Annotated in this window: 24 protein-coding genes; 17 read left to right on the plus strand and 7 right to left on the minus strand. The window is 67.2% G+C overall.

Going from position 1 to position 26,553, the window contains the following annotated elements; translation table 11 throughout:
* Positions 1 to 9 precede the first annotated feature (9 nt).
* On the minus strand, positions 10 to 2,256 hold the full coding sequence (locus ACWDNU_RS17665; protein WP_449669627.1) for a sigma-70 family RNA polymerase sigma factor: 2,247 nt from the start codon (positions 2,254 to 2,256) through the stop codon (positions 10 to 12).
* Between the two features lie 256 nt (positions 2,257 to 2,512).
* Here ACWDNU_RS17665 and ACWDNU_RS17670 point away from each other — a divergent pair, with 256 nt between their 5' ends.
* Together ACWDNU_RS17670 and ACWDNU_RS17675 are read left to right on the plus strand one after the other, a co-directional pair.
* Positions 2,513 to 3,364 carry a GGDEF domain-containing protein gene (locus tag ACWDNU_RS17670; RefSeq protein WP_370940340.1) on the plus strand — a complete coding sequence of 284 codons (852 nt, stop codon included), beginning with the start codon at positions 2,513 to 2,515 and terminating at the stop codon, positions 3,362 to 3,364.
* 53 nt (positions 3,365 to 3,417) lie between these two features.
* On the plus strand, positions 3,418 to 4,752 hold the full coding sequence (locus tag ACWDNU_RS17675) for a glycosyltransferase 87 family protein (RefSeq protein ID WP_370940339.1): 1,335 nt from the start codon (positions 3,418 to 3,420) through the stop codon (positions 4,750 to 4,752).
* Between the two features lie 169 nt (positions 4,753 to 4,921).
* Here ACWDNU_RS17675 and ACWDNU_RS17680 read toward each other — a convergent pair whose 3' ends face one another.
* Complete coding sequence (locus ACWDNU_RS17680; RefSeq protein ID WP_449669628.1) at positions 4,922 to 5,284, minus strand: hypothetical protein; 363 nt, start codon at positions 5,282 to 5,284, stop codon at positions 4,922 to 4,924.
* A 568-nt stretch (positions 5,285 to 5,852) separates the two neighbouring features.
* Here ACWDNU_RS17680 and ACWDNU_RS17685 point away from each other — a divergent pair.
* Positions 5,853 to 7,037, plus strand: coding sequence for a 5-(carboxyamino)imidazole ribonucleotide synthase (locus ACWDNU_RS17685; RefSeq protein WP_449669629.1), 1,185 nt, complete (start codon positions 5,853 to 5,855; stop codon positions 7,035 to 7,037).
* 11 nt (positions 7,038 to 7,048) lie between these two features.
* Positions 7,049 to 7,546, plus strand: coding sequence for a 5-(carboxyamino)imidazole ribonucleotide mutase (purE, locus tag ACWDNU_RS17690; RefSeq protein WP_101435814.1), 498 nt, complete (start codon positions 7,049 to 7,051; stop codon positions 7,544 to 7,546).
* A gap of 46 nt (positions 7,547 to 7,592) precedes the next feature.
* Here the strand turns inward: purE and ACWDNU_RS17695 are convergent, their stop codons facing one another.
* On the minus strand, positions 7,593 to 9,266 hold the full coding sequence (locus tag ACWDNU_RS17695) for a class I adenylate-forming enzyme family protein (RefSeq protein ID WP_449669630.1): 1,674 nt from the start codon (positions 9,264 to 9,266) through the stop codon (positions 7,593 to 7,595).
* Between the two features lie 119 nt (positions 9,267 to 9,385).
* Between ACWDNU_RS17695 and ACWDNU_RS17700 the strand changes: the two genes are divergently transcribed.
* From ACWDNU_RS17700 to ACWDNU_RS17745, 10 genes are all read left to right on the plus strand, one after another.
* Positions 9,386 to 10,543, plus strand: a complete 1,158-nt coding sequence (locus ACWDNU_RS17700) for an acyl-CoA dehydrogenase family protein (protein WP_370940335.1) — start codon at positions 9,386 to 9,388, stop codon at positions 10,541 to 10,543.
* A 140-nt stretch (positions 10,544 to 10,683) separates the two neighbouring features.
* On the plus strand, positions 10,684 to 11,322 hold the full coding sequence (locus tag ACWDNU_RS17705; protein WP_449669631.1) for a DUF3558 domain-containing protein: 639 nt from the start codon (positions 10,684 to 10,686) through the stop codon (positions 11,320 to 11,322).
* A 3-nt stretch (positions 11,323 to 11,325) separates the two neighbouring features.
* A complete protein-coding gene (locus ACWDNU_RS17710) occupies positions 11,326 to 12,180 on the plus strand; it encodes a DUF3558 family protein (RefSeq protein ID WP_449669632.1) in 855 nt (284 codons plus the stop codon).
* Between the two features lie 30 nt (positions 12,181 to 12,210).
* The gene (locus tag ACWDNU_RS17715; protein ID WP_449669644.1) at positions 12,211 to 12,843 is read left to right on the plus strand and encodes a DUF3558 domain-containing protein; all 633 of its coding nucleotides are present in this window, start codon (positions 12,211 to 12,213) and stop codon (positions 12,841 to 12,843) included.
* 180 nt (positions 12,844 to 13,023) lie between these two features.
* Positions 13,024 to 13,497, plus strand: coding sequence for a hypothetical protein (locus tag ACWDNU_RS17720; RefSeq protein ID WP_370940331.1), 474 nt, complete (start codon positions 13,024 to 13,026; stop codon positions 13,495 to 13,497).
* Between the two features lie 8 nt (positions 13,498 to 13,505).
* Entirely contained in the window at positions 13,506 to 14,135 is a 630-nt protein-coding gene (locus tag ACWDNU_RS17725; RefSeq protein WP_449669633.1) for a DUF3558 domain-containing protein, read from the plus strand.
* A gap of 3 nt (positions 14,136 to 14,138) precedes the next feature.
* Positions 14,139 to 15,599, plus strand: coding sequence for a hypothetical protein (locus tag ACWDNU_RS17730; protein ID WP_449669634.1), 1,461 nt, complete (start codon positions 14,139 to 14,141; stop codon positions 15,597 to 15,599).
* A gap of 8 nt (positions 15,600 to 15,607) precedes the next feature.
* A complete protein-coding gene (locus ACWDNU_RS17735; RefSeq protein WP_449669635.1) occupies positions 15,608 to 16,345 on the plus strand; it encodes an ESX secretion-associated protein EspG in 738 nt (245 codons plus the stop codon).
* A 75-nt stretch (positions 16,346 to 16,420) separates the two neighbouring features.
* A complete protein-coding gene (locus ACWDNU_RS17740; RefSeq protein ID WP_370940327.1) occupies positions 16,421 to 17,356 on the plus strand; it encodes an esterase/lipase family protein in 936 nt (311 codons plus the stop codon).
* A gap of 84 nt (positions 17,357 to 17,440) precedes the next feature.
* Entirely contained in the window at positions 17,441 to 17,863 is a 423-nt protein-coding gene (locus ACWDNU_RS17745) for a hypothetical protein (RefSeq protein WP_449669636.1), read from the plus strand.
* On the opposite strand, the gene ACWDNU_RS17750 is transcribed toward ACWDNU_RS17745, so the two are convergent.
* Positions 17,799 to 19,703: a GTP-binding protein gene (locus ACWDNU_RS17750; RefSeq protein ID WP_449669637.1), complete on the minus strand. Its 1,905-nt coding sequence runs from the start codon at positions 19,701 to 19,703 to the stop codon at positions 17,799 to 17,801. The two genes, ACWDNU_RS17745 and ACWDNU_RS17750, sit on opposite strands and share 65 nt — an antisense overlap.
* Before the next feature lie 271 nt (positions 19,704 to 19,974).
* Between ACWDNU_RS17750 and ACWDNU_RS17755 the strand changes: the two genes are divergently transcribed.
* The gene (locus tag ACWDNU_RS17755) at positions 19,975 to 20,403 is read left to right on the plus strand and encodes a DoxX family protein (RefSeq protein ID WP_370940325.1); all 429 of its coding nucleotides are present in this window, start codon (positions 19,975 to 19,977) and stop codon (positions 20,401 to 20,403) included.
* 34 nt (positions 20,404 to 20,437) lie between these two features.
* On the opposite strand, the gene ACWDNU_RS17760 is transcribed toward ACWDNU_RS17755, so the two are convergent.
* The 3 genes from ACWDNU_RS17760 to ACWDNU_RS17770 all read right to left on the minus strand — a co-directional run bounded on the left by ACWDNU_RS17760 (position 20,438) and on the right by ACWDNU_RS17770 (position 24,391).
* A complete protein-coding gene (locus tag ACWDNU_RS17760) occupies positions 20,438 to 21,142 on the minus strand; it encodes a TIGR03089 family protein (RefSeq protein ID WP_449669638.1) in 705 nt (234 codons plus the stop codon).
* Positions 21,143 to 21,240: 98 nt separating this feature from the next.
* Entirely contained in the window at positions 21,241 to 22,788 is a 1,548-nt protein-coding gene (locus ACWDNU_RS17765; RefSeq protein WP_449669639.1) for an LCP family protein, read from the minus strand.
* A 64-nt stretch (positions 22,789 to 22,852) separates the two neighbouring features.
* The gene (locus tag ACWDNU_RS17770; protein WP_449669640.1) at positions 22,853 to 24,391 is read right to left on the minus strand and encodes an LCP family protein; all 1,539 of its coding nucleotides are present in this window, start codon (positions 24,389 to 24,391) and stop codon (positions 22,853 to 22,855) included.
* A 115-nt stretch (positions 24,392 to 24,506) separates the two neighbouring features.
* Between ACWDNU_RS17770 and rfbB the strand changes: the two genes are divergently transcribed.
* Together rfbB and rfbD are read left to right on the plus strand one after the other, a co-directional pair.
* A complete protein-coding gene (rfbB, locus tag ACWDNU_RS17775; RefSeq protein ID WP_370940321.1) occupies positions 24,507 to 25,499 on the plus strand; it encodes a dTDP-glucose 4,6-dehydratase in 993 nt (330 codons plus the stop codon).
* 28 nt (positions 25,500 to 25,527) lie between these two features.
* Complete coding sequence (rfbD, locus tag ACWDNU_RS17780) at positions 25,528 to 26,412, plus strand: dTDP-4-dehydrorhamnose reductase (protein ID WP_449669641.1); 885 nt, start codon at positions 25,528 to 25,530, stop codon at positions 26,410 to 26,412.
* Positions 26,413 to 26,553: the final 141 nt, after the last annotated feature.

Below are 26,553 nucleotides of genomic sequence, written 5' to 3' on the forward strand. Positions count from 1 at the left end.
TCGCGGACGCTACTCCGTGAACCAGCTGAAGAACCCCCGGGGTTCGACCGACGGCGGACGGTTGTCGTGGTTACCGGGTTTGCCGGGCTTGCCATTCGAACTGGGGTCCGGCGGCGCGCTCGTGGTGGTCGACGGGCTGCTCGACGTCGGGTCCGGGGTCTCGTCGTCGGGGGACGTCGAGGTCGGCGGGGTGATGCTCGGCTTCGGGTGCTTCGACGAACTCGGTGTGTGGCTCGTCGAGGTCGTCGGCAACGGCACCGACGTGGACGACCACGGCCCAATCGTTGGCTCGTGGCACATGTCCAACCAGCAGCCGAGCGCTACGGGCACCGATTTCGCCGAGGCACCGCCAAGCGACGCGTTGACGGTGACGGTGAGCGGGCCTTCGAACGGCTCGCGGTCCACCTTCACCAGCAGGTCCGCCTTTTCGCCCGGAGCCAGTGGCTTGGCACTGGTGCAGCTCGTGCTCGTCTCACCAGACGTGCAATCGAACTTCTCCAAGCCGAATTGCCAGGCGGTGCTGTGGTCGAACGTGATCGTGACCGGCTTCGTGCTCTGCCCGGTGTTGTACACCAGGGCCTGGATCTCCGGCTTCAGCTTCCACGGCGCGCCGAGCGCCCAAGCCTTCAGCGAGAGATCGTCCTTCGGAGCCTTGACCTTCACCTGAACGCGGACACTGACGTTCACCGAAGCACCCGCCGTGACCGAACCGGTCACGGTGCCGCCGCTCGCGTTTTCGTCTGCCTTCAGCCGGAACATCAGCACAGCCGACTGCCCAGGCTGCAACCCACTGCCGGTCTTGCACGTGACCGTCCCCGTGCCGCCCGGGCACGCGACCTGCATCGGCCCGGACTGTGCGGCCGCCTCACTGGAGTACGCGCCGACAGCGCCGCCGCCGTTCGCCCCGACCGCCTGCACGCCAGGCGGCAGGTTCAACGTCGCCTGGACCGGATCGGACACCGAACCGCCGTCGTTGCGCACGGTGATCGGCAGCGCGACCGCCCCGCCGCCCGGTTGGAGTTCGACCCCACCCGGCGGCATAGCCGCGGACAGCTGCGGCGGAGCGGGGTTCGGAGCTGGCGGCTGCGCAGGCGGAGCAGCCGGTGGTGCCGCAGGCGGCGGCACGGCGGGAGGCGCGGGCTGAGCAGGCGGAGGGGCCTGCGGAGCCGGGGGCGCGGCCGGAGGAGCGGGCTTCGGCGCAGGTGCAGGTGCCGGCGCAGCGGCCGGCGGCGCGGGTGCCTGCTGAGCAGCCGGAATGGTCTGTGTCCCGCCACCAGCAGCCAGCGCAACAGCAACCGCGGCCACCATCGCAGCCCCAGACATCGCGACCCCAGCGAACTGCCGAGGCGCGGACGCAGCTGCCGCCGCGCCCGCCTTGGCTCCGCCTGCCGCAGCCGCGCCAGCACCGACCGCGGCGGCACCGGCGGTAGCCGCGCTCGCCTTGGCCGCACCGATCGTGGCCAGGTAACCGAGTGCGGCACCGCCCAGGACGATCGGGGCGATGATCGCGCGCAGGCTGCCGTTGACGTCGGCCAGTTCGGCCGCCAGCATCCGGCATTCGTCGCATTCGTCGAGGTGGTTTTCGACCTGGGAGCGTTCGCGCTTGGACAGCCCGTCGCGCGTCCAGGCTCCGAGCCGCTCGGCCGTCGCGCGGCAGCGGTCCGCGCCGTTTTCCTGCAGGTGGACCTGCAGATACGCCTGCCGGAGGCCTTCCCGGGCGCGGTAGGCGAGCGCGGACACGCCGTTCGCGGTCAGCCCGAGCAGCGGCGCGACTTCGGCCGGGCTCTGCTGCTCGATTTCGGTGTGCCACAGCACTGCCTGCCAGCGTTCCGGCAGCCGCGCGAACGCTTTCGCGGCCATCGTGCGCTCGAGGCCCGCGACGGCGGTGTCGGAAAACGGCACGGTGAGCGCCTCGCCGGCGGCCCCGCCGACGTCGCTCATGTCCTCGTTGAGGTCGATCCGGCGGTCGCGGCGGGTCTTGTCATACGCAGTGTGACGCAGCGCGGTAAGCAAGTACGCACGGAAGGCGCTGTCCGGGCCCTTCCCGCCACGCAGCGTGTCCAGAACCTTCGAGAACGCCTCCGACACGAGGTCGTCGGCCTCCGAACTGGACCGCGCGAGCTGGCGGGCGAGGTTGTGCGCGGCACCGCTGTGCCGCTCGTAGAGCGGACCGTAGGACGCGATCTTTCCCGCGCGGACCTCTGCGATCAGCTCGGCGTCACTCTTACCGGAGAGATCGGCGGGAACGGTGGACACGGGGCTCCTTTAAGGCTGCGCGCGCGGCGGACTCCACGCGCCTTACTCCCTACAACGCACACCAAGTGTGACGGATGCGGCGACACTCGTCACGCCGTGGTCCGACAGATGCCTCAGTAGGCGCAGTGAGTTCACCTCCTCGTCTGGTGATTAGCCGAAAAAGATCGGGGAAAACGCGTCACGAGGGGAGTTCCGCCGCGTCCCCTCCGTGATTGGGGAACAAGATCGACAGGTACCGGAAGGAGCTGGGGGTTCGGTGGACGTACCGGCGACCGGGGCGCGGTTCGGCTCCGCAGGCGACTCGTCGGGGGACGAGACGCGTGCGCGGTTCGAGCGGGACCGCCATTTGCGGGCATTGCGAGCTCGCTGGCGAACAGCCAGCCTCGCGGCCGGCTGGCGTTTCCCGAGCGACTGGGCATTGCCCGAAGTGGACGCGGTGTGCGCGGCAGTCGTGCGGCACGGCTCGACCGGCGCGGAAAACGCGCTGGCCGGACTCGGCCGGGCGCGGGCCGCGGCGGGAGCGGGGCTGTCGGAGACGTTGTCCGACCTGGCCGCCTTGCACGCGGTGCTGGCCGACCCGGACGCGGTCGACGGATTCGTCGCACCGGACGTCGACGCCACGCCTGCCCGGCTGCTGCGCGTGACCGCGCTGGCCTGGGCCGACGTCGCCACCGACCAGCTCGTGCACACGGAAGTCACCGACCCGCTCACCGGCCTGCCGTCCGCGGCGTACCTGCGGACGCGGCTCGGCGAGATCTACCGCGGCGGCGTCAACGAAGCGAACGTGCTGCTCACCGTGTCGCTCGATCTGACGGCGGTGTCCGGCTGGCCCCGGCTGACCGCGATGATCCTCGCCGCGGACGCTGTCCGAGCCGTCTTCGACACCGGCGAGTGCTACGCGACGATCGGTCCCTCCGCGGTCGCGGTGCTGGCCGAACGCAACGAACGCCTGGCCACGCGCGGGGTCGCGTTGCGAAGGGCGCTCAACGAACGCCTTTCGGTGGACCCGCAGCTGCGCGACGTCGCCCGTCCGCTCGTGTCGGCGGTGCGGCTGCCCGGGACCCATGAGCGGGCCTGCGAACTGCTGACGGAATTGGCGCACAGCTGAGCCCCGGTCCCCCTTCCCGACCAGCATTACCGCGTTCGTGCTTTCCTGGTGTGGTGACCAGGACCGTACCCTCCGCTGCCGACGGCGAAGCTCCGGTGAATCGATCCGGGCAGCCCCGGCTGGCTCTGCGCCGATCTCTGGCACGGCTCTCCGTGCGCCCGCGTTCGATGCTCATCTTCGCGGTGTTCCCGCTGCTCGCGATCGCGGTCGGGTTCTGGGGCTGGGCGCACGACTGGAACCTCGGCGTGGACAGCGCCGTCTACCGGGCAGGCGCGCTGCAGCTGCTGCGCGGGGACAACCTCTACGACGCGAACACGCTGCCCACCGAACCGGGCTGGGCGCTGCTGCCGTTCACCTACCCGCCGACCGCGGCGCTGCTGTTCGCGCCGCTCGCGCTCGTTCCGGTGCAGGTCGCGTGGGGTTTCCTGACCGTGGTGTCGCTGGGCGCGCTCGCGCTGTCGGTGCGGATCGCGATCGGCGCACTGCCCCGCCCGGCCGCCGACGGACCCCGCTGGTGGGCCTCGCCCGCGCGGTCGACCATCGTGTTCTTCCTGGTCTTCCTCGGCCTGGAACCGGTGTGGCGGACGATCTTCCTCGGGCAGATCAACCTGATCCTGATGGCGATGGTCCTGCTGGACATGCTCGTCATCGGCGCGCGCGGCAGCCGCTGGGGCGGCGTGCTCGTCGGGCTCGCGGCCGCGATCAAGCTGACGCCCATCGTCTTTCTCGGTCACCTGCTGGTCACCGGCCGCTGGAAAGACGCTTTGCGCGGATTGGCGACTTTCGTCGGAATGCAGGCGCTGCTGTTCCTGATCAATCCGCACGATTCGTGGAAATACTGGACAAAAACGCTGCCCGACACCGGCCGGATCGGCCCGGTGCACTGGGCGGGCAACCAGTCCCTGAACGCACTGATGAACCGCGCCACCGACCTGGCCCCGTGGGCCTCGAGCGCGGCGACCGTCATCGGCCTGGTGCTGGCGATTCCGGCGCTGTGGCTGATGTTCCGCTTCCACCGGCGCGGACAGGCGCTGGCCGCGCTGCTCGTCACGGCGTTCTGGATTCTGCTGATCTCGCCGATTTCCTGGACGCACCACTGGGTCTGGGTCGCGCCGCTGGTCGTGCTCCTGGTGTCCAGGCTGCCGAAAACCACCCCGGCGACCGCGTGGAAACGGTGGCTGGGGACGTTCCTGGTGGCGTTCGTGTTCGTCAGTTGCGTGTTGCTGATCTTGCCGAACGGCCGGAATGTCGAGCTGCATTGGAAGGTGTGGCAGAACATTCTCGGCGACGCCTACATCCTGATGCCGGTGGTGCTGGCGGTGGCGCTGGCCTTGCGGTGGGGGCTGCAGCGGCGCGCTCGCAACCGCGCTCAGCGGGAGTCTGTGTAGCCTATTCGCGCTGGTCAGCGCGCTCACTTGCGGTTTTTGTCGGTGGTGGCGGTTACTGTCTGGATCGCGGTGGTTACGCGGCCGTCCGGAGCCTGACTCGCGGACGGGCACGGCCATTCGTTCTGATCCGGCGTTTGCCCGGGCAGATCAACCGAATAGTGAGCCCTTGCTACTCCGCCTGACCGCCGTAGAAGTCGCCCAACGCGGTGCGGGTGTACTGGATCAGCAGATCGGCGTGCGCGAAGTCGTCTGGAAGACAATCGCGGGCCGCGGTGAGCAACTCGCCGAACCGGAAGGGCGGCGTGACGGTCTTGGCGAGCGGGTGCCGTTCGCGGAGTTGCTTCATCAGTTCGGCGAGGTAGATCACGGCTGAATGCGAGTTGGTGCTCCAGAGCCAGACGAGCACGTCGCCGAATCCCTCGGGGAAAGCCAGCGGCCGGGCCTTGCCGGTGAGCATCCCGGTGGCCACGCCGGGGAGGCTGGCTTGCCGGAGGGCGTGGAGGACTGGGCGCGGGAGAGTGACGGATTCCATCCGGCCATCCTGCTGCAGCAGGACTGGTTGGGGTGGGGTTTCGGTTCCTGGGTGTCTCGATTGAGGGCTTGGGGTGCGGCGGCGGTCCCGAGCGGGCGCGTTGCGGCGGTCCCGGGCGGGCGGAAGTAGAAGTAGGAGTGCCTGGGTGCCCAGCCGGGCCGGTCGGGCGAATCCCCGGTCCGGCCCCGCGACCACCCCAGCCCCTGGCCGCGTTCGCCGCGCGTCTGCTGGGCGGCTTGTGGAGGAGCGAGAGCCTCCCGCGCATCATCCGGCCGGTCCCGTAGCCGTGCACGCCACCTCGTCCGGTTCCCGCCATCCCCGCCTGCGGCCAACCGTCGACGCCGCCAGTCCCGCCTGCGACCGACTGCCGACGCCGCCAGTCCCGCCTGCGACCGACTGCCGACCCCGCCAGTCCCGCCTGCGGCCAGCCGCCAACCCCGCCGTCGCCAGCCGCCAATCCCGCCAGTCCCGCCCGCGACCAACCACCAACCCCCGCACCGCAACCCGCCACCTCCGCCGCAGGTCGCCGACGGTCCGCCAGCTCCCGCCCAGTAACCTGGTCTCCGCTATGGACAAACGAACCGGTCTTCCCATCGTCGGCATGGTGGGCGGCGGGCAGCTCGCCCGCATGACGCAGCAGGCGGCGATTTCCCTCGGCCAGTCGCTGAAGGTGCTGGCGGCCGACGAGGGCGACGCGGCGGCCCTCGTGGCCAGCGACGTCGTCATCGGTCACCACACCGACCTCGACGCGCTGATCGATTTCGCCCGCCAGGTCGACGTGGTCACCTTCGACCACGAGCACGTGCCCGGCGAGCACCTGCTCACCCTCGCCACCGAGGGCTTCGTCGTCCGCCCCGCGCCCACTGCGCTCGGGTTCGCGCAGAACAAGCTCGTGATGCGCGAGATGATGGCCGGCCTCGGCGTGCCCGGCCCCGCCTTCGCCGAAGTGTCCACTGTGGACGATGTGGTGACCTTCGGCGGCGAGCACGGCTGGCCGGTGGTGCTGAAGGCGTCGCGCGGCGGGTACGACGGTCGCGGCGTCTGGATGCTCGACACCGCGCAGCAGGCCCGCGAGACCGTTCCCGAGCTCCTCGAAGCAGGCACCGAGCTGCTGGTCGAGGAGAAGGTCGCGATGAAGCGCGAGCTGTCCGCGCTGGTCGCGCGCTCCCCGTTCGGCCAGGGCGCGGCGTACCCGGTGGTCGAGACCGTGCAGACGAACGGCATCAACACCGAGGTCCTCGCCCCCGCGCCGGGGCTGGCTGAGTCGCGCGTGCACGAGGCGCAGGAGCTGGCGCTGCGCATCGCGTCGACGCTCGACGTCACCGGGCTGCTCGCGGTCGAGCTGTTCGAGACCGAGACCGGCCTGCTGGTCAACGAACTGGCGATGCGCCCGCACAACTCCGGCCACTGGACCATGGACGGCTCGCGCACCTCGCAGTTCGAACAGCACCTGCGCGGTGTCCTGGATTACCCGCTCGGCCGCACCGACCTGATCGCGCCCGCGTGCGTGATGGCGAACGTGCTCGGCGCGGACGTCTCGCCGCAGATGAGCCCGGACGAGCGCGTGCACCACCTGTTCGCGCGGTTCCCCGAGGTGAAAATCCACCTCTACGGCAAGCAGGACCGGCCCGGCCGCAAGCTCGGGCACGTCAACTTCGTCGGCGACCGTATGGACGATCTGCGCAATCGCGCGCTGCTGTCCGCGCACTGGCTGTCCCACGCCGTCTGGCTCGACGGCTACGAGATCCACTGAAGGGGAACACAATGGCGCCGCAGGTGGGCGTGATCATGGGCAGCGACTCCGACTGGCCGGTGATGGAGGCAGCGGGACAAGCGCTGGACGAGTTCGGAGTCGAGTACGAGGTCGGTGTCTACTCGGCACACCGCACCCCGCAGCGGATGCTGGATTACGCGAAGTCCGCGGCCGACCGGGGCATCCGCACGATCATCGCGGGTGCGGGCGGTGCCGCGCACCTGCCGGGCATGGTCGCGTCGGCGACGGTGCTGCCGGTGATCGGCGTGCCGGTTCCGCTCAAGTACCTGGACGGCATGGACTCGCTGCTGTCGATCGTGCAGATGCCCGCCGGCATCCCGGTCGCGACCGTGTCCGTCGGCGGGGCGCGCAACGCCGGTCTCCTCGCGGTCCGCATCCTCGCCGCCGCCGACCTGCAGCTGCAGGCGAAACTGACGCAGTTCCAGGAGGACCTCGAGCAGCTGGTGCTCGACAAGGACGCCAAACTCCGCGAAAAAGCGGGCAAGTAGCGCGCGGATGCCGGTCCGGAACCGGCATCCGCACCCACCTCCAGCCTCAAGCCGGGTCGGGCAATTGCTTCCGCAGTTCGCGCTTCAGCACCTTGCCCGCCGCCGACACCGGGATCTCCGCCACGAAATGCAGCTCCCGCAAGCGTTTGTACGGCAGCACCTTCTCGTTCACCGCCGCCATCAGCTGCTCGGCGTCCACTGAGGAGTCCGGCCGCCGCACCACGAACGCCACCGGCAGCTCGCCGACCTCCGGACTGGGCCGGCCGACCACCGCCGCCGACAGCACGCCCGGCGACGCGCTCAGCAGCTCCTCCAATTCGCGCGGAAAGACGTTGTACCCCTTGTACAGCAACATGTCCTTCTTGCGGTCCACAATGGACAGATAACCGTCCTCGTCCAGAACGCCGATGTCGCCGGTGTGCAGCCATCCGTCGACCAGCGCGGCGGCGGTCTCTTCCGGACGGTTCCGATACCCGCGCATCACCTGCGGCCCGCGCAAGCACACCTCGCCCTCTTGCCCCGGCGGCAACGGCTCCTCGCTCCCGTCCGCGACGAGCTTGACCTCAGTGTCGAAGATCGGCCCGCCGACCGACCCGACCTTGCGCACGCCGGACCGGTAACTCGGCGAGATCACCGCACCCATCGTCACCTCGGTGAGCCCGTACCCCTCGGCGATCACGACGTCAGGGAACCGCTGGTGGAGCGCGCGGATCATCTCGTGGCTCATCGGCGCGGCGCCGGAACCGATGTTGCGCACCGACGACAGGTCGGCAGTGTGGAACGCGGGCGTCGCCAGCAACGCCGCGAACAGCGCGGGTGCGCCGCCGATGGTCGTGACCTGCAGCCGCTCAGCGTCCGCGACATACGCCGCCGGATCGAACCGGGCGTGCAGCACGGTCGTGCCGCCGCCCATCAGCGGCCCGTTGAGCCCCGCGATCACGCCCATCGCGTGGAACCACGGCGTCAAGTTGATCGCGGTGCCGGTGCCAAGCCGCGTCGGCCATTCGTCCGGGCTGCCGACCTGGTCGATCGTCAGGTCGCCGTTCGCGTCGAGCGCCGGCACCGAGCCGGTTGACCAGCACGTGTGCTGCAGCGTGTTCGTGACGACGTTGCGATGCGTGAGTTCGACGCCCTTGGACCGCCCAGTCGTGCCACCCGTGTAGGCGAGATGCGCGAGGTCGGTGTCCACCTCGATCGTTACGTCAGGCCTGGTCGCAGGCTGGTCAGCGAAGAACTCGCGGAACTCCACGCTCCCCTCGCCGAGCTCGCCAGCAGGCGAGACGACGATCGTGAGCCGCGCCGGAATCCGGTCCGCGACCGCCGCGAGCGTCCCCGCGACCGGCCCAAACGTCACTACCGCAGCGGCACCGCAGTCAGTCAACTGGAAGGCGAGATCATCCGGCGGAAGCAGCGGATTCGTCGGACTGAACGTCGCTCCCGCCAGCAGAATGCCGTGGTAGGCGATCGGATACGCGAGACAGTTCGGCAGGTGCACGGCGACCACATCGCCCCGACCGATGCCGCGGGCCAGCAACGCCTGCGCGAACCGGCAAGCGGCCTGCCAGGTCTGCGCGAACGTGAGCTGGTCGTCGCCCATCGCGAACGCGACGCGATCGCCGTAGCGCGTCGCGGCACCGGCGAGCACCGAACCTATCGGCACGCGGGGGTAGTCAAGAGAAGCGGGCAATCCGGGCGGCGGGGTCGACGCAGTGGCAGCCATCACGTGACCATACGAACGGTGAGGCCGAGGACACAAGCAGCGAGCCGCCGCGTTCGGTGTGAACGCGGGCTAACATCGGGGGACTTTCTCCCGTTTCGCTGCAGAAGAGGTGACTGAAGGTGGCCGAGGGCCTGTATCAGCTGGCCGAAGAGCACGAGGAACTGCGCGCCGCGGTCCGGGCTCTAGCCGAAAAGGAGATCGCCCCGTACGCGGCGGAGGTCGACGAACAGGAGCGCTACCCGGTCGAGGCCAACCAAGCGCTCGTCAAGGCAGGCTTCAACGCCGTCCACATCGGCGAGGAATACGACGGCCAGGGTGCCGACGCCATCGGCGCGTGCATCGTGATCGAGGAAGTCGCCCGCGTCGACGCGTCCGCGTCGCTCATCCCGGCAGTCAACAAGCTGGGCACCCAGCCGATCATCCTGTCGGGTTCGGAAGCCCTGAAGAAGCTTGTCCTGCCGTCCATCGCATCAGGCGAAGCGTCCGCGTCCTACGCCCTGTCCGAGCGCGAGGCAGGTTCGGACACCGCGTCAATGCGCACCCGCGCCCGCCTCGACGGTGACCACTGGGTCCTCAACGGCACCAAATGCTGGATCACGAACGCCGGCGAATCGTCGTGGTACACGGTGATGGCCGTAACCGATCCCAACGCGGAAAAGAAGGCCAACGGCATTTCCGCGTTCGTCGTGCACAAGGACGACCCAGGCTTCTCGGTAGGCCCGAAGGAAAAGAAGCTGGGCATCAAGGGTTCCCCGACCCGGGAGATCTACTTCGAAAACTGCACCATCCCCGAGGATCGCATCATCGGCGAACCAGGCACCGGCCTGAAAACCGCCCTGCGCACCCTGGACCACACGCGCCCGACCATCGGCGCGCAAGCCTTGGGAATCGCCCAGGGCGCCCTGGACGCAGCCGTCGCATACGTCAAGGAACGCAAGCAATTCGGCAAGGCAATCGCGGAATTCCAAGGAATCCAGTTCATGCTGGCCGACATGGGAACGAAAATCGAAGCCGCCCGCCACCTGGTGTATGCCTCCGCGGCGTCCTCCGAACGCGGAGACAAGCGCGCCAGCTTCACCGCATCGGCAGCGAAGGCCTACGCCTCCGACGTGGCAATGTCGGTAACCACGGACGCCGTGCAGTTGTTCGGCGGCGCAGGCTACACACGCGACTTCCCGGTAGAGCGCATGATGCGCGACGCGAAGATTACGCAGATTTACGAAGGCACGAACCAAATCCAAAAGGTCGTAATGGCACGGTCCCTGCTGAAGGGCTGAGCTCCCGACGGTCTACTGAAGAGCCCCACTACCCAAATCGGGTGGTGGGGCTCTTCTTGCGCTCGATCTCGCCGTCTCCGGGCGCGTGACTGGCTACAGTTGCGGCTGGGAGATCAAGTCGCAGGGGGAGAGACTGTCGAATGAAGGTGCGGTTCGCAAGTTTGACCGCTGCTGCGGTGGCAGGGGTTGCCTTCGTTGCGGGGTGTTCCGGAGGCTCAAGGTCAAACCCCGATCTTGGAGCGACGAGCCCGCCGTCGTCAGCTGTTGAGAAGACGCTGCCGTATGCGGGTGCGCCGAAGGTGGAGCATCCACTTCCGGAGTCGGTGTTGTCAGCGCATCCGTGCGAGAGCGCGCTTACTCCAGACCAAGTGGGGAGCCTTCTGGGCCAGAAGCAGCAAGGCGCGCACAAGGATGATCCCTCGCTTGGCTCGGAATGCCAGTGGCCGAACGACGAGACTGGTGCGTTGGCAACCGTCTTATACGCTACTAATCTTTCTGACGGGCTAAGTGCAGTATATGCGAACAGTAAACCGCAGGCAACTGTGTGGCGTCAACTGCCTCTTGTGCAAGGATTTCCGTCCGTAGCCCATTCGACCTTTAAGCAAGAAGCAGTACTGAAGTCATTCTGCCAGGTCAGTGTTGGCATCAGTGACCAGAAAACAATTGATGCATCAGTCTCGCTGGGTGATTCGCGGGTGGGCAAGAAAGACCCGTGTGACGTGGCGGCGATTGTTGCGGACATGGTGGTAACAAATCTGAAGCAGAAGGCGGGTGCGTAGCCGGTGGGGTTTTCCGACTTCTGTCACGGAAACCTCGGCGACCAAGCTGTTCCAGGTCCGGCGATTGTGCAGCAGGTTCAGCAAGAGCCGGGGACGTCATCGTGGTGCGGCGGCAGTTTCACGGTGCAGAAGACGCTCCAGGAGCACAACCAGAACAGCGACGACGCGCAGCAGATCACAGCCCATCGAATGAGGGCGCGTTTCGCTAGCTTGACCGCTGCTGCGGTGGCGGGGGTCGTGTTCGTTGCAGGGTGTTCCGGAAGTTCTGCGGCAAACTCCGCTTCGGGACCGGCTAGTGATCGGGCATCGTCGTCATCGGCAGGAAAAGCCTTGCCGTATGCCGGTGCGCCCAAAGTTGAGAACCCACTTCCTGCGTCAGTCCTGTCGGGTCATCCGTGCGACAGTGCGTTCGCTCCGGGTCAAGTTGGCCATATTCTGGGGGAAGAACCGCAAGGAAGACATGCCGACAACGGTTCGCTCGGCGCGCAGTGTAATTGGGTCAATAGTGAATCAGGTGCGGCTTTGACTGTGCTGTATGTGACCGAAGCATCCGATGGACTGAGCGCGGTATATGCGAATTCGAAGCCGCAGTCCACTGTGTGGCGTCCGCTTTCGACCGTGCGGGAATTGCCAGCTGTCGCCCATTCGGCCTATGGCCCGAAGGGTGACAAATCATTTTTCCAGGTAAGCGTTGGAATCAATGATCAGTATGATGTCGATGTGTCCGTCACCCTTAGTCCCGCTAAGGTTGGCGCGGTGGATCCGTGTGGCGTTACGGCCCAGATCGCGGGCATGGTCGTCACTAATTTAGCGCAGCGGGCGGGCAAGTGGCCGCTGTGTTGTCCGCGGATGGGCTAGTGACCAGGCTAAGGGGCTGATCAGATGGGGATGCGGGTCCACTCTCTCGCTGTTGGCGCGACGGCGGCGGCTGTGCTTGTCGCGGGATGTTCCAGTGGGTTGACGCCAAAACCATCTGCGGGCTCGTCTGGTCCTCCGGCGTCGCCACCGGTAGCTGGGAAGACCTTGCCATACGCAGGTGCGCCCAAGGTCGAGAAGCCGCTTCCGGAATCTGCGCTTTCCGGCCACCCGTGTGACGGTGCGCTCACCTCGTCGCAAATCAACGAGATTTTCAGGATGCAGCCGCGGGGAGTGCATGCCGATATTCCTGCGCTGGGTGCTGAGTGCAAGTGGGTCAATGAGGACACCGGCGCATTGGTTCAGGTGCTGTACACCACGAAGTCTGACGGCCTGAGCGCTGTCTACGCCAATACTAGAGGCTTGGCAAAAGTCTGGCGTCCGCTGCCTTCTGTTCAAGGTCTCCCGGCTGTAGCTCACACGACTTCCAGCGACTCGGGGAAACAGGATAATTGCCAGGTCAGTGTCGGCGTTACGGACAAGTACACAGCCGACGTATCGGTTGGTTTAGGGCAAACGAGGGTTGGCTCGCAGGATCCGTGTGATGCCGCAGCAACCGTCGCGGACATGGTCATCGCCAACCTGAAACACAAAGCGGGTGCGTGACACATGTGGCGCGTCGCTGTCCTTGCGCCGCGGTCGCCTCCGCTCGGGCCGGGTGCACAGTGGGGTGAGTTTGCCAGTTTCCGTCACCCCGCTGTGAGCAGTTGGTTACAGTGGCTGCCGAGGGGCCTCGGGACTGGTTGCCTGGTCAAGGGGCGGTGCGCGGTGCACGGGAGGGCGGGCATGGCTGAGAACGACCCAGGGAAAGCCCTGGAGACAGCAGGTTGGCTGACTGGGCTGCCGATCACGGTGGTGGGCACGGCGATGAACGTGGCCAAGGGAGTTTCGGATGCTGCCGCTGTGGCGTCTGCTGTGAAATCCGGGGCGGGGTTCACTCTGAGCCCTGATGAAGCGCGTTCACTGCTCGATCGGGCGAAGCGTCTCCGCGACAACCTGGCAACGATGCGCCCGAAAACTGTGTCGTTGACGCAGCTCACGCCACCGGCACAAGACCCGGGCAGCATGGGGTTCAATCAGCAGGTGGTCAGGACTTTCGCGGACGGCAAGGACGCGAACGACGCCATGCACAAGTACATGGTGGAACTCATCGGGCGCCTCGAGAAGGCGTTGGGCATTGTCAGTGAGGCAGACGGCCAAGCGGCCGGAGATGTGAAGGCCGTGGGCAACGGCGGCCAGAGCGGGGGACTTGCAGTATGAAGGCTCGGATGCTCCTCGTGGCCGCTGGCGCAGTTGCGGTGAACGCTTTGGTCGCGGCATGCTCTGGTGGGTCGGCACCAAATCCCACTCCTGGCTCAGGCAGTGCTTCTGCGCCTTCGTCGGCGGCTGAGAAGACTTTGCCGTACGCGGGTGCGCCGAAGGTGAACAATCCGCTCCCTGTGTCAGTCCTGTCGGGCCATCCATGCGATGAGGCGCTCACTCCGGATCAGGTGGGCAGGATTCTTGTGCAAAAGCCGCAGGGAAAGCACGATGACGAGCCTTCGCTTGGCCCCCAGTGTCATTGGCTCAACAGCGATGCTGGCGCGGTCGCTACGGTCATGTACGTCACGAAGGTCTCGGATGGCCTGAGCGCCGTTTACGCGAATTCGAAACCGCAGTCCACGTTATGGCGCCCGCTTCCGCCTATCCAGGGTTTTCCGGCAGTTGCTCACTCCAATTTGAGCAAGGATACCGAGAAGGAGTTCTGCCAGGTCAGCGTCGGTATCAGCGATCAGCACGACATTGATGTTTCAGTCACGCTTGGTCAGTCGAAGGTCGGCGGGCCGGATCCATGCGACGTTACTGCCCAAGTGGCGGACATGGTCGTCACTAATCTGAAGCAGAAAGCTGGTGCGTAGCCGATGGGATTCTTCGATTTCATCGGTGAAGGTGCCAAGTGGATCGGTGACCGGATCGACGACGCGGACAACTGGGTCAATGACCGACTCAAAGATGCTGGTGGCTGGTTTTCCGACTTTTACCACGGCAATCTTGGCGATCAGGCGGTACCGGCACCGGCAATCGTGCAGCAGGTGCAGCAAGGGCCTGGGACATCGTCGTGGGATAGCGGCAGTGCGACCGTGCGGGACGTGGCTCAGGAACACAACCAGAACAGCGACGACGCGCAGCAGATCACCACCATGCTCGAATCTGTCTGGACTGGTGACGGGGCGGATGCGGCTCGCGCGCGGCTCAGACCCTTGTCTGATGCGTCGGCTACCTCTGCGCAGGCATACGTGGTCAATGGGCAGAAGCTGGTCGACACCACGCACGGCTACAACGACATGAAGATCGCGCTGCAGGCGATGCCTCCGACGCCCCCGCACAAGAATCTTTGGGATCAGGGGACTCCGTGGGACACGGATACCGAGAAGCAGATCAACGAGTACAACGCGGCAGCGAATCACAACGTTGAGCGGTATCAGAAGTATGCGGATCAGGCCAAGACCAACGGTCAAGGGCTGAATAGCAATTACGGTCAGGTTTCCGGGTTCGACGGGCAGAATCTCAAGATCGATTCCGGTGGCGATCACGCGAAGAGCAAGAGCGAGTCGCACGAGAAGGCTTATCGGGGGCCTGGGCGGGATTCTGGTGGGCCGGGCACCGGGCCTGGGGCCACTGGCGGGGTTGGAAGCTGGCCGGGAGGCAGCGGGGCCGGGACCAGTGGACCTGGGACTAGTGGGCCTGGGGTCAGTGGGCCCGGCGCGACCGGGTCGGGGAACAGCGGGGCGGTTGGTGGAACTGGTGGGGTGCCGTTCCAGCCGGGGAGTACGGGCAGCGGCACGTCGCACGGCGGAGGGACGTACCCGGGGAGCACCGACGGGACGTCGACGTCTGGGTGGACGCCTCCGTCGGTTGATCGGGCCGGAGGGTCTAACTGGACACCGTCGACGCCGACCTTCTCGGGGACTGGCGGCGGTAGCAGCAGCAATAACAGCAGCGTCGGCGGCTGGGCACCGGGTGGGTTTGGGCCGCTCGGTGGGGGCGGCGAGGCTGGAACTGGTGGCCGCAGCGGAGGGATCGCGGCGCGGCTTGGCGGGGGTACGGGCGTAGGCACCGGAGCCGGGACCGGAGCGGGTGCGGGGGAAGAGGGACGCACAACGCCAGGAGCAGCAGGGAAGGGTGCGGCCGGAGCCAAGGGGAGCCCGGGAATGGGTGGCATGGCCGGCGCGGGAAAAGGCAAAGGCGAGGAAGACAAAGAACACCAGCGCAAGTACGGAATCGAAGACGACTCAGCGTTCTCCCTCGTTGACGAGAACGGCGAGCGAGCCCTCGATCCGCGCACTGGGCTGCCCCCGACACCCCCGACGATTGGTGGTTGAGGGGTTCGATGACGATCATCGACAGGCCGTTGCGGATGCCGCGGCCGGTGTTTTTGGCGCTTTGGCACGCTGAGGACCTCGGGAAAACACCGGTGGTGGTTGAGGACACTCCGATGTACTTGACCGAGGAAGGTGCGGCCGAACGGGCGAAGCGGACGCGGGATCTTCTTGCGCAGCTGGGAGAAACGGCGGCGGAAGCGTTGCGCGGCACGCTGAAGCTGCTCGCGAACGCGCGGCATGAGGTGTACGGGTGGACTGACTTCGGCACCCATCAAGAGGACAACGGGGCGATTCTCGTCGCGGCGAACGGGCGAGAAGCCGTGCGGTTGATTACCGACGCGGAGTTCGTTCAGCTTGATCCGGTGTCGTCGGACGAGCTCGCGGCTTGTTTGGTCATGGCGATGCCGGACTGTCCGCCGGCAGCGGTTCGGGCGATGCGGGTGAGGCGGGAGTACTACGACAACGGCGGGGCGGACCCGCTGGCGGAGGAGGGCGGCGACGCGGACGAGTTGCGGTATCTGATGCGGGCGCCGCGCGACGCGGTGCATCAGCTGCATGCCGCGGTCCGGGACGAGCGGGGCGGGCGCCGGTACAGCTCGCCGTTGTCGGTCATCGACCTCAGCGGGCGGGGGCGGGTGCTGAGCTTCCAGAGCACACGGGACGGAGCCGCGCAGATCAGTGTCTACCCGGGAAACCGGGCGTCCTTGATCGATGCGGTGGATCGAACGCTCGCCGGACTGCGATAAAAACTAGTAACCGCGTTTCCCTTTCTCGTGTTCCGCGTTAACCACTGCGTCGGGTTCACAGAGAGGTGAAACGGTATGGGCGTACGCGCGTTCGGACGAGGCATGGTCCTCCTGGCGGCGACGGTGGTCGCGCTCGGCGGCGGCACCGCGGTGGCATCGGGGGAAACCGGGAAAGAACCGACCGGGCCGGTGCAGCCGAACATCATCGCCGCGGCGATCTACTCGGTCGGGCAGCCGACGATCGCGCCGCCGGGGGCCAATGACTGGAACTGCAAACCCTCTGCCGAACATCCGAACCCGGTGCTGCTGTCCAACGGCACCACGGCCAACGCGTACGAGAACTGGGCGAATCTGTCCCAGAAGCTCGCCAACGCGGGGTACTGCGTGTTCGCCGGGAACTTCGGCGGGTCGCCGGGGGCGTTCCTGCAGACGGTCGGGCCGGTGGCGGGGACCGCGGGGCAGCTGGCGACCTTCGGGGACAAGATTCTCAAGGCCACGGGGGCTTCGAAGCTTGACGTCGTCGGGCATTCGCAAGGCGGGATGAACCCGCGGTACTGGATCAAGTACCTCGGCGGCGCCAGCAAGATCGGGAAGCTGATCGGGCTGTCTCCATCGAACTACGGCACCAACCTGTTCGGCCTGCTCACCGCGATCCAGGCGATTCCGCCCGCGCGCGACCTGGTCGGAGCGGCTTGCGCGGCTTGCAATGAGCAGTCGACCGGATCCGCGTTCCTCAACGATCTCAACGCGGGTGGCGACACGGTTCCGGGCGTCGACTACACGGTCATCCAGACCAGGTATGACGACGTTGTCACGCCCTACACCAACGCCTTCCTCAAGCCCGCGCCCAACGTGAAGAACCTCGTCCTCCAGGACGTCTGCGGGCTCGACTACACCGACCACCTCGGCATCACCTACGACCCGATCGCGCAGCGCGAGGTGCTCAACGCGCTCGACCCGCAGCACGCGAAGCGACCCAGTTGCGTGTTCGTGCCCCCGGTGATCAGCTGAGATACCCCCGCCTCGGGGTAAAAACGCGAACACTTTCGCCGACTTGATTGCGCCGCCGCCAGCTGCGATGTCACAGTCGGTGACATGTTCTGGCTGCTCCCCGACACCTGGACGCCGCACGACGAGGCCGAGCTGGTCGCCGGATGGCGGCTCTGGCTCGAGCTGAGCGACCGCGCGTGGCCCACCGCGTCGTGGGACGGCACCCCGTCCGGCGCGGTGGGCCCGTTGCGCGAACTGCTCGACGCGTGCGACGAAATCGAGCGGACGTGCCGGGAAACGGCCGAACCGTCCGCGGAGTTCGCGGACCTCGTTCAACCGCTCGTGCTGTGCGCGAGCGCGGTCATCTGCCTCTGGTGGGACGACCACGCCCCGCTCGACTCCACCCGTGCCAAGGCGCTCCACGAGGACCTGCGCCGCTTTTCGGCCCTCGCGGAGCGCGTCCTCACGCTGTTGTCCGCCCACGGCGGCTGGACGGAGCTCGACGCGGCCCGCCGCCACCCGGCTTGAGCCGGTATTCGGCGAAACTGCTTACGAGCGTGCCCTCGCCTTGGGTCAGTGCGGGCAACGCTTGCTCCAGTTCGTGTGCGGAGGCGGCTGGGAGGTGACCGTCCACAGTGCATCGATCGCCGGTGATTACTGGTTCGCCGGGTACCGCGCGAAGTTCCACTAGCTTGCGCAGCACCGCGCTGACTGAGGAGGCCGGTGCTTCTAGCTCGAACGCGTGGACCGGCTCGTACACCCGCGTTCCGGCCTGGCGTAACGCTTCCTGCAGCACTAACCGGGTCATGCCGCGGAAATCCCCGGCGGTGCTGGCTGGCGGGTAGAACGCGGTATCGGTCAGGGTGACCACGCAGTCGATTACTTCCCGGCCGTGCAGGCCTTCGCGCAGGATCTCGTGCACAGTGTCTTCCACGGCCTTGTGAAACGACAGCGGCAACGAGCCGAGTTCGACTTCCAGCCGGTAGTCGGTGCCGGAACCAGGCGGGCCAGGTTCGACGCGAAGGCCGACTGTGGCCCAGAAGAACACGCGTTCGTCGGGAGCGGGACCGCGCACGCGGTGTCCAGTCCCGTGTAGACGTTCGACCAGCAGCGGGCGTGATTCCTCGAATGCGGCCGCGATTCCGAACTCTTCGGCGAGCGTTGTCCGGATTACTTCCTTCTGTACTTCGCCGTATAAGCGAACGGTGATTTCCTGGTCGTGTCGGCGAATGCTGATCAGTGGGTCCTGTTCGGACAGTCGCGTCAGCGCGGTGTACAGCTCGCTGGTCTGGTGAGGATCGACCGGGTACACCAGAGTTTCCAGGCTCGGCGGGGCGAAGAACCGGTTCTGGGAAAGGTCGGCGCTGTCGCCTAGTCGGTCGCCGATCCGGATCTCCGGCAAACCCCAGACGCGGGCAACATCTCCGGCCAGCGCTTCGCCGGACACTGGGGTCGCGCCGTGTTCGAACACGCGCACGGCGGAAGGACGGCCGACGCCTTCCGTGCCCAAGCGGCGGAACGGCACTGGTCGGCGCGCCGACAGCGAGCCGGAAAACATTCGCACGTAAGCGATTTTCTCGCCGGAACGACCGCGTTCGATTTTGAAGACGGTGGCGTCGAGCGGCCCGTCCGCGCGGCGTTCGCGGGACGGCAGCAGGTCGTAAACCCCGGCGATGAGGTCGCGCACCCCAGCTCCGGTGACGGCCGAACCGAAGAAAACCGGATACACCGAGGCGGCGGCGACCTGACGTGCCAACGCATCGCGGTAATCCATTGAGGACGCGTTACCGGCTACATAGGACTCAAGGAAGATGTCATCGCCAGCTAGCGCGTCCGCTAACCGTTCGTCGACGGGCAGCAGCGTCGGGTGTGCACTAGCGGTGCCGATCCCAACCACTGTGCTCAGAGGGACGCATTGCGGCGAAAGCTTGGTACGCAAGGATTCCAGCAACGAAGCTTCGCGAGCACCAGTGCGGTCGATCTTGTTCACGAACACAAGCACCGGAATGCCGAGTCGGACGAGCGTGCGCATCAGCACGCGGGTCTGGGCCTGCACGCCTTCCACCGCGGACACCACGAGCACCGCGCCGTCGAGCACGCCGACGGCGCGTTCGACTTCGGCGATGAAATCCGGGTGGCCAGGGGTGTCCACGAGGCTGAGCCGGTGGCCGGGCGTGCTGACCGCCACGACGGCGGACTTGATGGTGATACCGCGCCGGCGTTCCAGTTCGAGCGAATCGGTTTGGGTGTCGCCGTCGTCGACCCGGCCGGCGTGGTCGATCACGCCGGTCTCGAACAGCAGACGTTCGGTGAGGCTGGTTTTACCTGCGTCGATGTGCGCCAGGATGCCGATGGTCAGTGCTTTCATGCGTGCGGAAGTCCTCAGGTACGGGAGACAGGCCGAACTGGGGTCGATCGGACTGTCGGCGCATCGGGGCTCCTCGCACGTAGAGAACATGGCCGCAGGCAGCACCCACCCGCGGATATCGGCACGGTAGCGCCGGGCCGGGCGCGATGTACAGCGAGTTTTCGGTGCCTGTCGGTTTCCTGTCGATCACTGGCTGACACCCCCGCAGCGGTGTTCGGTGCCCTACCGTGAGTCAGGTCAGTTGAATTTTCACCTACTGGGAGCTGTCTCCATGTTGACTCGAGTCAAGGACGTCGCGCTGCTGCTCGGCCGCATCGGCATCGCGGTGGTGTTCTTCGCCCACGGCCTGCAGAAATGGGACAGCGGCGTGGGCGCGACCGCCGACATGTTCAGCCAGATCGGCATCCCGCTGCCGACCGTCTCCGCGTTCCTCGTGATCGTGCTCGAACTGCTCGGCTCGATCGCCTTCGTCGTCGGCTTCCTGCTGCCGGTGGTCGCCATCGGCTACGCGATCAACATGGCCGGCGCGCTGATCTCGGTGCACGCGGCGCACGGCCTCACCGGGGAGGGCGGCTACGAACTGGTGCTGGTGCTCGGCCTCACCGCGCTGGCGCTGGGCTTCAACGGCGGACGACTGTCCCTGGACCACGTGTTGTTCCGGCGTCGCCGCGAAGGCGCGAACGAGCTGCAGACCGCCTGACCACCGCGGTGAGTGCTGGCCGGGTGGTCAGCACTCACGCGATCAGGTCGGCGGTGGTGCGTTCGGCCTCGCGACGGGCGGACAGTTTCGCCGGATCGGCGTTCGTCACCTGGACCAGGTGCGCGCTGGCGGCGAGCGGGACGAGCAAGCCGTCGAGGACGCCGTCCGGCACCGTCCAGTCCATCGTGGACAAAACTCGGTCGGCCGCGGTCAGGCCGAGTTTTGCCGCGCGGGCAGTGGCTTCCGCCCACACTTCGTCCACAGTGGAGGAACCGAGCGCCGGGGTTTCGCCGGTGGCCGGCTGCATCGGGAAGAACTGGTCGCCGGACATCCGGGCCTCGGAAAGGTAGTCGAGCGCTCCGCCGGACGGCGGCGTCGACAGGCCGCGGCCCATCGGGTCGAGCGACACCACCGCGACGGCCGGGGCGTCGATCTCCTCGTCCGGGCTGGTGAACACCACTCGCGCACCCTCGGTCTCCGCGACCACTCGCGCCCCGCACCACCACGCGCCGAGCAGCACGCCCGCGGTCTGCCAATGCGCGGGCAGCCGCACCGCGACGGCGTCGCCCGGCTCGACGTCGAACTCGTCGACCAGCCAGTTCGCCGTTTTCGCGGCCCAGTTCTGCATCGTCGCCACGGACAGCTCGACCCGGCTGCCGAGCCGGTCGTCGTAGTGCGTGATCAGCGGTTTCGCCGGCGAGGCCAGAAGCGGGCGCAGCAGCTGCTCGGTGAGGCTCATGCGCCCGCCTCGCTAGCGCTCGGCGCGGCATGAGCCGAAGGCGCAGTGTTGAATGATTCGCTCGCAAGCTCGCTCATGTCTTCAGGCTAGTCGCGGCGTCAGTCGACGCAGGGCACGCCCGGGATTCCGGAGTCCAGGCCCTGCGGCACCGCCCCGGCCGCCGCGCCGCCGCCCCCGTTGCCTCCCGTGGCGCCGGGGGCGGTGCGTCCGGCCAGCCCGGCCACGAACTTCTGCACCGCGGCCGGGTCGACCTCGACGATGCTCTGCCCGTCCTCGCTGCGGCCGTTCGTGGTGATCACCGGGATCGTCGCGAAGGTCAGGTCGCCGGACGCGACGCCCTTCACCTGCTGGGCGAATTCGAGCACGTCGAGGCTGTCGTCGAGGACGAACGACCGGTGCACCGCGTCCATCAGGCTGTTCAGCGTGCTCGGACTGGCGAGCGTGCCCGCGGACAGCACCTTGCGCATCGCCGAGGACAGGAACGCCTGCTGCCGCTTGATCCGGTCGAGGTCGCCGTTCGGCAGGTTCTTGCGCTGGCGCACGAAGGACAGCGCCTCGCCGCCGCTGACCGTCTGCACGCCGCGGCGGAAGTTCGCCCCGGAGTCCTTGTCCGACGTCGCGTGGTTCAGGCACACCGGAACGCCGCCGACTGCCTCGGTGATCAGGTAGAACCCGAGCAGGTTGACCTCGGCGTAGTGGTCGATGCGCGCCTGGGTGAGGTCCTGCACGGTCTGGACCAGTGCCCGCCGCCCGGCGGCGTCCGAATCGCGCGCGATCTTCGCCTGGTCGTGCTCACCCTGCGCGCGTTCCTCCTGCTCGGCGCGCGCCTTGGCGACGCCGTACGCGGAGTTGATCTTCGCTTTGCCGCGGCCCGGCACGTCGACCCAGCTGTCGCGCGGGATCGACACCGCGGACGCCTTGCCGCCGTTCTTCGGGATCCGCAGCAGGATGATGGTGTCTGTGTTGATCCCGGCTTTGTCCTCGGTGCGCAACGACTTCAGCATGCTCAGCGGGAGCGGATTGCCCTGCTGGTCGGTGCGCGCGTCGCTGCCGACGAGCAGGATGTCGGTGCCGCCGTCGTCGGCGGGCGGGGCCGGGGGCTCGCCGTCGCGCGGGGTGAGGACGTCGGCGGTCGCGACATTGTCCTGCAGTTTGTCCTTGGTGACGTACGCGTAGCCCGTGCCGCTCAGTGCAAGCAGGGAGACCAGGCCGATCGCGACGCGGCGGGTGATCCGGGTGACCCGGCCCGAGCGGCGCTGCGATTCCGGCGGCGGCGCGGGGCTCGACGGCTGGGGGAGTTCGACGCGCGGGTGCGGGGACGGCTTCCACTCGGGAGCGGCTTCCTCTTCCGCGACGGCACCTTCGGCAGCGGCACTCTCGGAGTGGGCGGCAGCTTCAGTGCTGGTCGCACTCTCGGAGCTGGCCGCAGCTTCAGTGCTGGTGGCACTTTCGGCGCTGACGGCACCCTCGGTAACCGGCTCGGCTTCCTCGGCCGCGGTGTCCTCGGTCACCTCTTCGGCGACCGGCTCAGCGGCAGCGTGCTTCGGCTCCGTCGTTCCGTCGGATCCGCGGTCCGAGGCGTCGGAAACCGCCGGACTGTCGGCGGAATCCGCCGTCCGGTCCGGTTTGTCCTGGTTTTCGCTCACCCCGGTTACCTCCCCGCTCACCAGCGTACGGCCTGCGGCACGCCGGCACGCTGGGTGCTCGACTCTAGTTGACGCAGGGGACATCGCCCGCCGTGATGAGCGGCGCGGGTGAGTTCGAAGGTGCGGACGAAGGCGGTCCGGACGGGGTCGACGAGGGCGGTGCGGCAGGCGGGGCCGAGGACGTCGAGGCCGGGGCTCCAGCCGGGTCGCGCGCGTCCTTGCCGAGGATCACCCGGACGTGCCCGGCGGCGACGTCGGCGTCCGGTTCGGCCTGTGCGTTGGTGCCGAGGGTTTGGCGGACCAGATCGACGGCGGCTTCATCGGACGGGTGGTAGCGCAGCACGGTGGTCGCGCGGGTGGACAGCTTCGTGCTCGTGCCGAGCTGGAAACCCTTGCCCTGCAACAGGCCCTGCACCTGATCGGCGGCACTGGAACCGGAGCCGTCGAACAGTTCGACGGTGACCTTTTCCGCTCCGGGCAGCGGCGCGTTGCTGGGTTCCGGAGCGCTGCCGTCGGAGGTCAGCCGGTTGATCTCGGCGCGGACCTTCGCCGGGTCGACGCGCAGCACGTCCGCGCCGCCCATGACCGCGTTGCCCTCGGTGGGGATGGTGTGGAATTCGACGTTGCCGCCGGTCAGCCCGCGCATCTGCTCGACGAACTCCGACAGGTCCCAGCCCGCCGACAGCACCACGGACTTCTTCACCGCCTCGATGAGCTGCGCGATCCGCACCGGGTTGGCCAGCACGTCGGAGGACAGCACCTTGCTGGCCAGCCCGGACAGGAACGCCTGCTGGCGCCCGATCCGGTCGAGGTCGCCGTTTTGCAGGCCGTAGCGCTGCCGGACGAACGCGAGCGCCTGCACGCCCTCGATGGTCTGCTTGCCCGCGGGCAGGTCGACGCCCGACTTCTTTTCCTTCACCGGGTTCTTGAGGCACACCTGCACGCCGCCGATGGCCTTCGTGACCTCGTAGAAGCTGGCCAGGTTGACCTCGGCGTAGCGGTCGATCATGCCCGGTTTGCCGATGAACTTCTCGAGCGTGGAGACGAGGTTCTTGCGTCCGGCGAGCTTGGCTTTCTCGTCGACGTCCTTGAGGTCGGCGTTGCCCTTGGCCTGCAGCGTCTTGGCGGTGTCGTTGTAGGCGTAGACGTACGCGCTGTTCAGCTTGTGCTTGCCGAAGCCGCCGGTGATCTCGACGTAGGAGTCGCGCGGGAAGGAGATGGCGATCGCGTGCTCCCCGTTCTGCGGGATGTGCAAGAGAATCATCGTGTCGGTCTGCTTTTCGCCGTCGGACTCGCCGGCGTGCAGCATGTCGAGCACCTCGCGCGGCAGCGGGTTGCCCTGCGCGTCGGTGCGGCTGTCCTGGCCGACCAGGAGGATGTCGATGGCGCCGTCGAGCGGTTTCGCGTGCGGCTGCTGTTCGCCGAAGATCGCCGTGGTGGAGAAACCGGACTGCGGGTCGCCGATGAACTGCCAGCCGTACCAGGTCAGCGCCAGCACGACCACGGACACGACGGACAACAGGATCTTCCCGCTTCGCCGCAGCACGACGACCACGCCGCGACCGCGGTGCACCGGCAGCGGTGTCCCCGGCCATTCGGCCACTGTTCCTCCCCAGGATGCCCGCGCTTTCGCGCTCTGCCCGACTCTACCGACTCTCGAGTGAGCCACCCGTAGGCTGGTGGCGAGAATGCCCGGTCGGGCGGAAGGGTGGATGAGGATGCGGGTCCTGGTCACAGGCGGTGCCGGGTTCATCGGTTCGCACTACGTGCGGCAGGTGCTGTCGGGGGCGTATCCGACATTGGCCGACGCCGAGGTCGTGGTGCTCGACAAGCTCACCTACGCCGGCAGCGAGGCGAACCTAGCCCCGGTCGCCGACAGCCCGCGGCTGCGTTTCGTGCGCGGCGACATCTGCGACACCGCACAGGTCACCGAGCTGATGCGCGGCGTCGACCTGGTCGTCCACTTCGCCGCCGAGTCCCATGTGGACCGCTCGATCCTCGGTTCGGCGGACTTCGTGCTCACCAACGTGCTCGGCACCCAGACGTTGCTGCAGGCCGCGCTCGAGGCGCAGGTCGGGAAGTTCGTGCACGTCTCGACGGACGAGGTGTACGGGTCCATCCAGGACGGTTCGTGGTCGGAAGACCACGTGCTGGAGCCGAATTCGCCGTACTCGGCCTCGAAAGCTTCGTCGGATCTGATCGCCAGGTCGTACTTCCGGACGCACGGTCTCCCGGTGTGCGTCACGCGGTGCTCGAACAACTACGGCCCGTACCAGTTCCCGGAAAAGGTCATCCCGCTCTTCGCGACCAACCTGCTGGACGGCAAGAAGGTCCCGCTGTACGGCGATGGTCTGAACATCCGCGACTGGCTGCACGTGGACGACCACTGCCAGGGGATCCAGCTGGTCGCCGACGGCGGTCGCCCAGGCGAGATCTACAACATCGGCGGCGGTACGGAACTGACCAACCGGGAACTGACCGAACGCCTGCTCGCGGCGACCGGCGTCGGCTGGGAAATGGTCGAACCGGTGACCGACCGCAAGGGCCACGACCGGCGGTACTCGGTCGACATCGCGAAGATCAGCGGCGAACTCGGTTACGCTCCGCGGGTGTCGTTCGAGGACGGTTTGGCGGAGACGGTGCGCTGGTATGCCGACAACCGTTCGTGGTGGGAGCCGCTGAAGGCCCGCGCCGCGCTCGGCACGTCCTGAAACCCTTGTCGCAGTAGGAGGTACGCCGGTGCGGCTGGCAGTGCTCGTGCCCGGCGGTTCCGGTCAGCTAGGCCGGGACCTGGTGAACACCGCGGGCCCGGAGACGGAGGTGATCGCGCCTTCGTCGGCGGAGCTGGATATCACGGCGACCGGCCAGGTGATCGCCGCGGTGGGCGAACTGGCTGAGCGGGCGGCTGCTGCCGGGGCGGTGCCGGTGGTGATCAATGCCGCCGCGTATACGGCTGTTGATGCCGCGGAGTCGGACGAGGCTCGGGCGTTCGCGGTGAATGTCGACGGCCCTCGGGTGTTGGCGGCGGCTTGTACTTCGCGGCGGGTGCCGTTGATTCATGTCTCTACGGATTATGTTTTTCCTGGGGACGGGGATCGACCCTATGAGGTTGATGATGCGCTGGGCCCGCAGAATGCTTATGGCCGGACCAAGGCTGCCGGGGAGGATGCGGTTCTCGGTTCCGGCGCTTCGGCCTGGGTGGTGCGGACCAGTTGGGTTTACGGGAAGACTGGGACCAATTTCGTAGAGACCATGCGAAGGCTCGAGTCTGAGCGGGACCAGTTGTCCGTGGTGGACGATCAGGTGGGAGCGCCTACCTGGTCGGCTGATCTTGCCCGGGGCCTGTGGGAATTGGCCGAACTGGTTGCCGCTGGACAGGGTCCTGCTGGAAAGGTCCTGCATTGCACCGGCGGCGGGCAGACTTCCTGGTACGGCTTCGCCCGGGCGATCTTCGAGGAGATCGGCGCCGACCCTACTCGCGTGAAGCCCTGCACTACTGCGGAATTCCCCCGCCCCGCCGCCCGCCCCGCCTACTCTTTGCTATCCAACACTTCCTGGCGAGACGCCGGACTGACTCCGCTAAGGGATTGGCGCGCAGCTTTAAACAGCTACCTCCACGCCTAAACGGACAAAGCGCCAGCCCCCTCCCTGCTCCCCGATATAAAGCCGCCCTGCGGCCTGGGGGTGCTTGTCAAGGCATCTTTCCCGCCTTGACAAGCACCCCCAGACCGTCAGCACAATTACGGCTCGGGGTGCCTTTGTCTT

The organism is Amycolatopsis sp. NPDC003676, from assembly GCF_053587275.1.